The sequence below is a fragment of the Amycolatopsis sp. NPDC102522 genome, assembly GCF_055584485.1.
This window is the reverse complement of the sequence record NZ_JBVJLY010000027.1, coordinates 33,814-43,683: the sequence shown is the minus strand read 5'-3', so window position 1 is coordinate 43,683 and position 9,870 is coordinate 33,814. Positions and strand designations below refer to the sequence as shown.

Sequence of the window (9,870 nt, the reverse complement as noted above, 5' to 3'; positions counted from 1 at the left end):
TGCCTGGCAGGGCTGCGTCCGTTAGTGACCTTGTCGGCGAACCGTCACCGTTCTGAGGCGTTGCCGAATAACGGCGACGGGAGCGTTGGCCAGACACAACCTCGGTCGCCGTGTCCGTGGTGCTGCGGCTCTTCGTCGCGTAGCCGTTGCCGGAAAACGGCCACACCGCCTCGGCCCGCCCCGCAAGGAGATCTCGCCCCTGACAGCGTAGCGCCCGCCAGAAACCTCGCCAACGAACCGTCCCCGTTCTAAGCCATCGCCGAAAAACGGCCACAGATCTCCCCGCTGTTCCCGAAACCGCCTAGGGTGCCCGCCCACCGGAGTCGCCGAAAGTGACGGCCAGCTCGTCCGGGCGGCAGGGCGCCCCGTAGTGGTCACCCAGCGCCAGCTCGGCACCGGCGGCCAGCCAGAACCCCGCCCGCCCGGCGGTCAGACCGTCCACGATCACCTCCGCGCCGACCCGGTGCGCCAAGCCCGTCAGCTCCCGCAGCAAGTCGGCCACCGGCGAGTCCAGCAGCGCACCATCCAGCAACCCACGGTCCAACAGCCCACTGTCCAGCCGCACACCGCGCACCGGCAGGTCGGCCACCACGGCCAGCGCGCCGTCGCCCAGCCCGCGGACGCTGATCACCGGTCGCACGCCCAGATCGGCCAGCGCCCGCAGGTTGTCCCTGGTCTCGCCGAGGTCGGTGGACACGGCCTGCATGGGCAGTTCGATCAGCAGCCGTTCGGCCGGGAACCGCGTCTCCTCCAGCACGCCGACCACCCGGGTGAGCAGGTCCGTGTCGGCCGCCTGGTGTGGGCTCAGGCTGACCAGCAGCCACAGGTCGCGGTCCAGCCGTTGCCGCCACCAGCCCACCTGACGGCAGCCGGTGCTCAGCAGCCACTCGCCCAGCGGCAGCCACACCCTGCAGGTGCTGGTGCCCGGCGGCACGTACAACTCGGCCTACTACGACCCGCCCGGACTGTCGGAGACCCGATCGTTCCGCAAGGCTGTGAACAACGCCGGATACGCCACCCTGGCGGTGGACCGGGTCGGCTCGGGGCGCAGCTCCAAACCGCTGAGCGCGCTGCTGACCGCGAGCGCCCAAGCCAACGCCGTGCACCACGCCATCCAGGCGATGCGGACGGGCACGTCGGGGCCCGGGTTCGACAAGATCGTCCTCGTCGGGCATTCGCTCGGATCGGCCACCACGATCATCGAGGCGGCCACCTTCCACGACGTGGACGGCGTGGTGATCACCGGGTTCACCCACCGGATCGCCCCGCTGACGGTGGAGCCCACGCTGGCCGCGCTGACCCCGGCGTTGCCGGACCCGGGGTATCTGACCACGACGACGGGCATGCGGTACACCGCTTTCCACAGCCCTGGGCCGTACGACCCGCAGGTCATCGACGTGGACGAGGCGACCAAAGACCTGATCGCGCCCGGCGAGATGGTGGACGCCGTCCTGATCGGTTTGCTGCTGCCCTACAGCCTGCAGATCAACGTACCGGTCCTTCTCGCCATGGGTGAGAAGGACAGCGTGTTCTGCGGCCTGCTGGCCGGCGACTGCTCCAGCGCGGAAAGCCTGCGGCAGGGCGAGGCCGCGTACTACTCGCCCGCGGCGAACCTGCGCACGTTCGTGGTGCCGGGCTACGGGCACTCGATCAACCTCGCGCCCGACGCGCCACTGCTGCACGACGCGGTGACCGGCTGGACGAACGAGATGGTCGGCCACTAGGACGGCACGAAGGCGCTATCCGGCCGGACGTCCGGCGGCCGTCCCTCCGGTTCACCCAGGGTGAGCGCTACGGGAGCCTGGGGCGCGAAATTCGCACCACGGGCGGCGGCCGTCCGGCTAGCTTGATTCCTTGTGGAGTTCCGGATTCTAGGTCAGCTCGAGGTTCATGCCGAGCACTGCCAGGTGCTGATCACCCGGCGCAGGGAACGCGGCCTGCTCGCGGTGCTGCTGCTCGAGCTGGGCCGCGGCGTCCCGGTGGACCGGCTGGTCGAGCTGCTCTGGGCCGGTGAACCACCGCGGGCGGCCGATGCCGCGTTGCGCAGTCATGTCAGCAGGCTCCGCGCCGTGCTGCCCGGCGTGCGGATCGGCAGGCAGGACGCCGGATACGCGCTGCACACCGACCCCGAGACCGTCGACCTGCATCGTTTCCGCGCGCTGGCCCACCGGGCGCGGTCGGTCCGTGAGCCCGGCGCGCGCTCGGCCGCGCTGGCCGACGCGCTCGCGCTGTGGCGTGGACCGGCGCTCGACGGGCTCGTCGACGCGCGGTTCCGGCTCTGCGACGGGGTGGAGCAGCTCCGGCTCGACGCGCTGGACCAGCGGATCGAGGCCGACCTCGAAGCCGGGCGGCATCGCGAGGTGATCAGCGAGCTGCGCGACCTGGTCGTCGCCTGGCCTGCCCGCGAGTCCTTCGCCGCGCATCTGATGCTCGCGTTGCACCGCTCGGGGAGCCAGGTGGACGCGCTCGACGTCTATCGTGACCGGCGCGAAGTGCTCGCGGCCGAGTTCGGGGTCGAACCGGGCAGGCAGCTGCGGGAACGGCACGTCCAGATCCTGCGTGAAGACCCGGCCGCGCCCAGGAGCTACCTGCCGCACGACGTCGCGGACTTCACCGGCAGGGAAGCCGAACTCACCGGTCTGCTCGGCGTCACCTCGGCGGTCGTGGCCATCTCGGCGATCGACGGCATGGCAGGCGTCGGCAAGACCGCGCTGGCCCTGCACGTGGCGCATCGGCTGAAACCGCGCTACCCCGATGGCAGCCTGTTCGTCGACCTCCACGCGCACACCGCGGGGCGCGCCCCGATGGACCCGGCGACCGCGCTCGGAATCCTGCTGCGCGCGCTCGACGTGCCCGCCGAGCGCATCCCGGAGCCGCTGGACGAACGGGCCTCGCTCTGGCGTGCCGAACTGACCGGGCGCCGCGTACTGGTGCTGCTCGACAACGCGGCGAGCGCCGAGCAGATCCGTCCGCTCGTTCCCGGCTCGCCGGGTTCGCTCGTGCTGGTCACCAGCCGCCGTCGACTGCAGGCGCTGGCGGGCGCCACCGTGTTCTCGGTCGACGTGCTGGCACCCGCCGAGGCCGAGGCGCTGTTCCATCGGGTGCTGGGCCGGGAGGTACCGGCGGCCGAGATCGTCGAGCTGTGCGGGTATCTGCCGCTGGCGATCAGGATCGCCGCCGCCAGGCTCCGCCATCGTCCTCAGTGGACTCCCGGATATCTCGCCGAACGGTTGCGCGCTCACCGTCTCGCCAGTCTGGCGGTCGGCGACCAGGGCATCGCGGCCGCGTTCCGGCTCTCCTACCGCCAGCTCGACCTCGAACAGCAGCGGATGTTCCGGCTGCTCGGCGCGCACCCCGGCGTCGACATCGACGTGTACGCGGCCGCGGCGCTCGCGCGGCTCCCCGTCGAGAAGGCCGAGCCGCTGCTCGAGGACCTGCTGGACGGGCACCTGTTGCTGCAGCACAGCCCCGGCCGGTATCGGTTCCACGACCTGATCAGGGACTACGCCAGAGCCGAGGCCGAGCAGCACGGGCAGGAACGGCGCGAGGCGGTGCGCCTGCTGCTCGACTACTACCTGTGCCAGGCGGACAGGGTGGGGAGCATCCTCGCGCCCGGGCGGAAGGCCCTCGGCACCGAGCCGGTGTACCAGCCTGTCGACGGCTTCAAACCCATCGACCAGCGCGAGGCCGTCGCCTGGTGTGAACAGGAAATGGTCAACATCGCCGCGATCGTCGAACTCGGCGCCGCCGAGGGGCACGACGGTCACGTGTGGGCGATCACGCGCGGTCTCGCGGCGTTCTTCCTGGTCGGCGGCCGCACCGAGTACGGCGTGCGGTTGCACGAGCTGGCGGCCGGGGCGGCGACGAACCAGGGTGACGCCCAGGCGGAACTGCTCACGCTGGTGAACCTGAGCACGCTGCACTGGCTGCACGACTGCTACGCCGACGCACTTGTCGTCGCCGATCGGGCACTGGGCATCGCCCGTGACACCGGGGACCGCCGTCACGAGGCACTCTGTCTCACCCGGCGAGGGATTCTCGCGCAAAGTCTCGGCCGCTACGCCGACGCGACGCGTGACATCGAACGGGCGCTCGGCGTCGCCCGTGCCGAGGGAGACCGCCGTGAGGAAGCGATCGCACTGTGGCTGTCGACGGCCGCGCTGGTCGCCACCGGTGAGTTCGAGCGGGCGGTCGGCGAGGCGGGGCTGGCGCTGGCCAGCCTGCGTGCGGTCGGCGAGCGCCATCTCGAATCGGGTGTGCTGGTGGAGGCCGGGGTCGCCTGCGGCAGGCTGCGGCGGTTCGCCGACGCGCTCGGCTACCTCACCCGGGCCGAGACCATCGCGATCGAGGTCGCCGATCTGACGGTCAGGTCGACGGTGCTGATGCAGCGCGCGGACGTCTTCCGCGCGAGCGGGCGGCTCGACGACGCGCACGCCGAGATCGAGCGCGCGTTCGAAGTGCTGGCACGGCTGGCACAGCCGTCACTGCACAGCACCGCGCACAACATCTTCGGCGCCGTACTACGGGATCGGGGTGAGTGCGAGAGCGCACGCGAGCATCACCGGCGGGCACTCTCGATCGCCGAGGGGATCGGGAACCGGCTCAATGAGGCTCGTGCGCTGGACGGTCTCGCCAGAGCGGGTGCGGATCCTGGGCTTTCCCGGCGGGCGCGGGAGCTGTGCCGTGCGATGGGCGTGCCGCCGATCAGCTGGTGAGCGCCCGTTTCACCTGTTCGGCGAGCGTGTCGCGGAACGCGGCGAGTGCCGCTTCGTTCGCGGCCAGCGCCTCGTCCAGTTTTTGTTCCCAGAGAACGGAGATCTCGGCGTTCACCTTCGTGGTTTCGGCGCATCCGGCGTCCGCGACGGCGAGTTCCCGTTGCCGTTCCGGCGGCAGGCCGGCCGCGTGGTGTCGCGCGTCAGCGGGAAACCTGAAAGGTGGGTAGCCCGCTTCGCGCAGGCACCGGGACCAGCTCGCGACCGCCGCCGGTGGGTCCGCGCTCGTGAACGCGGCGGTCGCGGCGGCCTGGATGTCCGCGATCGGCGCCCTCGGCGGCATCCCGCTCTGTCCGAAAAGGACTCGATCGACCTCGGACAGGCAGCCGTCCGAGGACGCGTTGTAGCGCGACCGGTATTCCGCGGGCTGCTTGTCGTAGTCGTGAGGCACCCGCGCGATTTCGTAGCCGGTCGCCTCGGCCTGCGGGCGGGTCGGCGCCAAACCGGTCGGCGCGGCGAACTCCAGCGACGGCGTCGCGCGAACCGGGTGTACCTCGAATCCCTTGGCCGACATGCATTTTTCGAGCAGAGACCAGCGTGCTGTCGTCAGCTGCCGGTCGAGCTGCCGCGCGGCCCCCAGGTCCGCGCGGGCCCGGCCGACGTCACCGGCGGGGTGCACGGCACACCCCGCGATCACCGCGACCACCAGCAGGACCGCACGGGGGCGGAACTTCCTCATGATTTCCCCTTTCCGCCCCCGCGTCCGGGTCAGCTGATGCAGAAGCTCCGGATGTTCTGCGCGTCGAGACTGATCTCCTGGTGACCGGGCCACACCGTCAGGTAGTAGTCACCGTTGTTGTCACGCAGCCGGATCGGGCCGCCGCCGCGGTTCGAGATCGAGGCGATCTGCCCCAGCCCCGTGGCGCCGATCGAATAGCAGCCCGGCGCCGGGGCGTTCCACTGTGGACGCCCGCCCAGGTCGTACTTGTAGTAGCAGGAGTATCCGTCGGGGCAACCCCAGTTGTCGTTGCCCGCGGACGCCGTACCCACCGGCCCCAGTGTCATGCCGATCGCCGTCAGCGCGAGCGCGAGCGCGGCCAGCCGTGCTTTGTTCAGCATTGGTCGTCCCTTCATCAGTCGGCGCACAAGGTCCAGGTGACACGCTGGCCGAGCATGTCGCGGGAGCTGCCCGCGGGCACGGCGAGCATGTAGCGCCCGTTGCGGTCGTAGACGCGGACTTCGCCGCCACCCCTGTTGTAGATGGAGCGCACGTCGTCGAGACCCATGTCCGCGACCGTGCGACAGCCAGGGCTGGGTGCGATGAACATCCGTCCGAAGATGTAGAAGTGGTCCGTGTTGTAGTAACACGAGTACCCGGCGGGGCACGCCCGCGCGGGCTCGCCCGCCGAGGCCTGCTGAACCGGGCCCACGGTCGCGACGGCCGCCGCGGCCAGCAGGCCCGCGCTCAGCCGCGCGGTCAGTTTTCTCATCGTCGAGTACTCCCTTCGTCAGTGCCGGTCAAGGGGTGTCCGGCCATGACTCAGGACGCTAGGGACACGGTGTTGCCATCCTGTTGCCGCTTTCGTGGTTCCTGAATCAGTTGCGCCGAGTTGTGGACAGGAGCCCCGCGGGCATGTTGGGCTGAGACCCGGCCGAACGTGGCGTGGTCGGCGATTTTCTTCCCTGCGACGTCGAGGAGCGGCGCCCTGAGCCTGTGGGAGTACCTCCGAGAGAACTGGATCGACGTCGTGAACGACGCGATCCTGCACGTGGATCTCACGCTGGCGGCGATGGCACTGGCCGTGCTGGTCGGGATGACGATCGGCCTGCTCACCTACCGGCGGCGGTGGCTCGGCGCGATGGCGACCACGACGACGGCGGCGTTCCTGACCGTCCCGTCGATCGCGCTGCTGGGCATCCTGATCGGCCCGTTCGGGCTGGGGCTGACGAATGTCCTGTGCGCGCTGGTGCTCTACGCGCTTCTGCCGATCACGCGCAACACGATCGTCGGGCTGCGTGGCGTCGATCCGGCCGTGGTGGACGCGGCACGCGGGATGGGGCTCGGCCGTGCGCGGCTGCTGTTCCGCGTGCGCCTGCCACTGGCCTGGCCGGTGATCCTTTCCGGCATCCGGGTCTCGACGCAGATCACGATCGGTATCGCGGCCATCGGCGCGTATGTCAAGGGCCCCGGTCTCGGCAACGAGATCTTCGACGGGCTCGGCCGGTTCGGCTCGGTCAACTCGCTGAACCAGGTGCTCACCGGAACGCTCGGGATCATGGTGCTGGCGCTGCTGTTCGACCTCGCCTTCGTGGTGGTCGGCAAGCTGACCACCCGGCGGCGTCCTCGTGCCCTCCGAGCAGCGGACCCGGCGACGTCGGGAGGCGCGGCCGGAATGGGCGGCGAGACGATCGAGCTGCGGGACGTCAGCAAGCACTACCCCGGACGAGCGGTACCGGCGGTCGAAAACCTGACGATGCGCATCCCCGCGGGCGAAATCGTCGTGCTGACCGGTCCGTCGGGGTGCGGCAAGACGACCACCATGCGGATGATCAACCGGCTCGTCGAGCCCACCGCGGGTGCCGTCACGATCGGCGGCACCGACGTGTCGGCGCTCGACCTCGACGAACACCGGCGCAACACCGGCTACGTCATCCAGCAGATCGGGCTCTTCCCGCACCTGCGCGTGGACGCCAACATCGGCGTGGTGCCGCGGATGCTCGGCTGGACTCGGCAACGCATCGCGGGCCGCGTGCGCGAACTGCTCGACGTCGTCGGCCTGACCCGCGAGCACGGCATCCGGTACCCGCGTGAGCTTTCCGGCGGTCAGCAGCAGCGCGTCGGGGTGGCGCGGGCGATGGCCGCGGACCCGCCGGTCATGCTGATGGACGAGCCGTTCGGCTCCACCGACCCGATCACACGCGCCCGGCTGCAGGACGAATTCCTTCGCCTGCAACGGGAAGTGCGCAAGACGATCGTGTTCGTCACGCACGACTTCGACGAGGCGCTGAAGGTCGGCGACCGGATCGCCGTGCTGCGCCCGCGGTCGGTGATCGCGCAGTACGACACGCCCCAGGCGATCCTCGCCGCGCCGGCGGACGACTACGTCGCGAGCTTCGTCGGCTCGAAGCGGAACCTGAAACGGCTCGCGCTGATCCGGGTGGGCGACCTGGACCTTCAGCAGGCGGCAAAGCCGGACGGCCTGCCTTCGGTCCGGCCCGACGCCACCCTGCGGGACGTGCTGGACGTGATGGTGCGGACCGGCAGCACCGCGGTCGCGGTCACCGAGGACAGCGCTGCGCAGCCGCTGGGGGTGTGCGACGTGTCCAGCCTGACCGAGGCGCTCCGGACGATCGACGAGGCGCCCGCGATCCCGGACGCGGAGGAGGCGCCTGGCCCGGGTCCGGACAGCACGGTGCCCGCACGGCCTCGTCGGCGCCGGCTCGGGCTGCTGGTGCGCCCGGTCCTGTTGACCCTCGCCTTGCTGGCGCTCTTCTTGATCGTGCGTGCGCATCCGCTCGACTCGATCGAACAGCGTTTTCTCAACGCCGGCACGATCTTCACCGAACTGGGGGAGCACCTGCGGCTCACCCTGATCTCGACGGCGTGCACCATCGCCATCGCCCTCCCGCTCGGCATCCTGCTCACTCGCGCAGGCGCCCGCTGGGCCCGGCCCATCGGGCTGGGGCTGGGCAACCTCGGCCAGGCGATCCCGTCGATCGGGCTCGTCGTGCTGCTCGCGCTCTGGATGGGCACGGGCACCGCGACGGCGGTGACGGCGCTCGTCGTCTACGCGACCTTGCCGGTGCTGCGCAACACGATCGTCGGGCTCGACGGCGTCGACCCGGCCCTCGTCGACGCCGCGCGAGGCATGGGCATGGGCAAGACGGCCATCCTGTGGCGGATCGAACTGCCGCTGGCCGTCCCGGTGATCCTCGCCGGGATCCGGACCGCGCTGGTGCTCACCGTCGCGAGCGCGACGCTGGCGACGTTCGTCGACGGCGGCGGTCTCGGCGGCGGGCTCGTCGCCGGGATCGGGCTGTACCGCCCGATCCTGAGCCTGACCTTCGGCATCATCGTCGCCGCACTGGCGCTCTTCGTCGACTGGCTGGGGCTGGTCGCCGAGGAGGTCCTGCACCCGCGTGGCCTGTAGCTCGACCGACTTCAAGGAGGACCAACCCATGCGGATGCTCCAGCGCACGACAGCCGTCGTGCTCGCGCTCGTCGCGTCAGCGTCGCTCGCGGTCGGCTGCACGATCGGCAAGGACGAGACCGGTGCCCAGGTGGGAGCGGGATCCATCAAGAAGATCGACGCGCTGAACGGCGCCCAGATCCGCGTCAGCTCCAAGGAGTTCGACGAGCAGCTGCTGCTCGGCCAGATCGCCCTCGTCGCACTGCAGGCGGCCGGGGCGAGCCCGCAGGACAAGACCAACATCACCGGCTCGAGCAACGTCCGCCAGGCGCTCACCAGCGGCGCTGTCGACCTGTACTGGGAATACACCGGCACCGCCTGGATCAGCTACCTCAACCAGACCAAGCCGATCAGCGACCCGCAGGCGCAGTACGACGCGGTCAAGCAGGCCGACGCCGCCAACGGCGTCACCTGGTGGGCCCGCTCGCCTGCCAACGACACCTACGCCCTCGCCGGCAACGCGGCGACAGTGGCCCGGACCGGCGTCAAGACGCTGTCCGACTACGCGGCCCTGGTGAAGCGGGACCCGGCCGCGGCCTCGACCTGCATGGGTCCGGAGTTCAAGAGCCGGGACGACGGTTTCCCCGGCCTGGCGAAGGCCTACGGTTTCACGCTGCCCGACCCGCAGGTGCACCTGCTCAACGACGCCGTCGTCTACCCGAGCATCGGCAAGGGGGACCCGTGTGGCTTCGGCTCGGTCGCCTCCACCGACGGGCGCGTGGCCGCGCAGCAGCTCACCGTGCTCGAGGACGACAAGCACTTCTTTCCGACGTACAACCCCGCCATCGCGATCGCCATTCCGCTCGCCCAGAAATACCCGCAGCTGGAGCAGGTCTTCGCGCCGATCGCCGCGAAGCTCGACACCGCGACGCTCACGGACCTGAACAAGAAGGTCAGCGTCGACGGCCAGAAGGCCGCCACGGTCGCCCATGACTGGCTCAAGTCGGCGGGCTTCATCAGCTGAACCG

Annotated in this window: 8 protein-coding genes; 4 read left to right on the top strand and 4 right to left on the bottom strand. The window is 70.4% G+C overall.

Going from position 1 to position 9,870, the window contains the following annotated elements:
* Positions 1-301 precede the first annotated feature (301 nt).
* Positions 302-907: an EAL domain-containing protein gene (locus ACZ6YV_RS38565; protein WP_465514336.1), complete on the bottom strand. Its 606-nt coding sequence runs from the start codon at positions 905-907 to the stop codon at positions 302-304.
* Here ACZ6YV_RS38565 and ACZ6YV_RS38560 point away from each other — a divergent pair.
* Positions 873-1,724, top strand: coding sequence for an alpha/beta hydrolase (locus ACZ6YV_RS38560; protein WP_465514335.1), 852 nt, complete (start codon positions 873-875; stop codon positions 1,722-1,724). The genes ACZ6YV_RS38565 and ACZ6YV_RS38560 overlap by 35 nt on opposite strands.
* Before the next feature lie 132 nt (positions 1,725-1,856).
* On the top strand, positions 1,857-4,715 hold the full coding sequence (locus ACZ6YV_RS38555; protein WP_465514334.1) for an AfsR/SARP family transcriptional regulator: 2,859 nt from the start codon (positions 1,857-1,859) through the stop codon (positions 4,713-4,715).
* On the opposite strand, the gene ACZ6YV_RS38550 is transcribed toward ACZ6YV_RS38555, so the two are convergent.
* From ACZ6YV_RS38550 to ACZ6YV_RS38540, 3 genes are read right to left on the bottom strand one after another with little or no spacing between them, the layout of a single operon-like run.
* Complete coding sequence (locus ACZ6YV_RS38550; RefSeq protein WP_465514333.1) at positions 4,705-5,451, bottom strand: hypothetical protein; 747 nt, start codon at positions 5,449-5,451, stop codon at positions 4,705-4,707. The two genes, ACZ6YV_RS38555 and ACZ6YV_RS38550, sit on opposite strands and share 11 nt — an antisense overlap.
* A 29-nt stretch (positions 5,452-5,480) precedes the next feature.
* Complete coding sequence (locus tag ACZ6YV_RS38545) at positions 5,481-5,831, bottom strand: hypothetical protein (protein ID WP_465514332.1); 351 nt, start codon at positions 5,829-5,831, stop codon at positions 5,481-5,483.
* Positions 5,832-5,845: 14 nt separating this feature from the next.
* Complete coding sequence (locus tag ACZ6YV_RS38540) at positions 5,846-6,202, bottom strand: peptidase inhibitor family I36 protein (RefSeq protein ID WP_465514331.1); 357 nt, start codon at positions 6,200-6,202, stop codon at positions 5,846-5,848.
* 258 nt (positions 6,203-6,460) lie between these two features.
* On the opposite strand from ACZ6YV_RS38540, the gene ACZ6YV_RS38535 reads away from it, so the two are divergent.
* Entirely contained in the window at positions 6,461-8,863 is a 2,403-nt protein-coding gene (locus tag ACZ6YV_RS38535; protein ID WP_465514330.1) for an ABC transporter permease subunit, read from the top strand.
* Between the two features lie 28 nt (positions 8,864-8,891).
* Positions 8,892-9,866, top strand: a complete 975-nt coding sequence (locus ACZ6YV_RS38530) for a glycine betaine ABC transporter substrate-binding protein (RefSeq protein WP_465514329.1) — start codon at positions 8,892-8,894, stop codon at positions 9,864-9,866.
* Positions 9,867-9,870 lie beyond the last annotated feature (4 nt).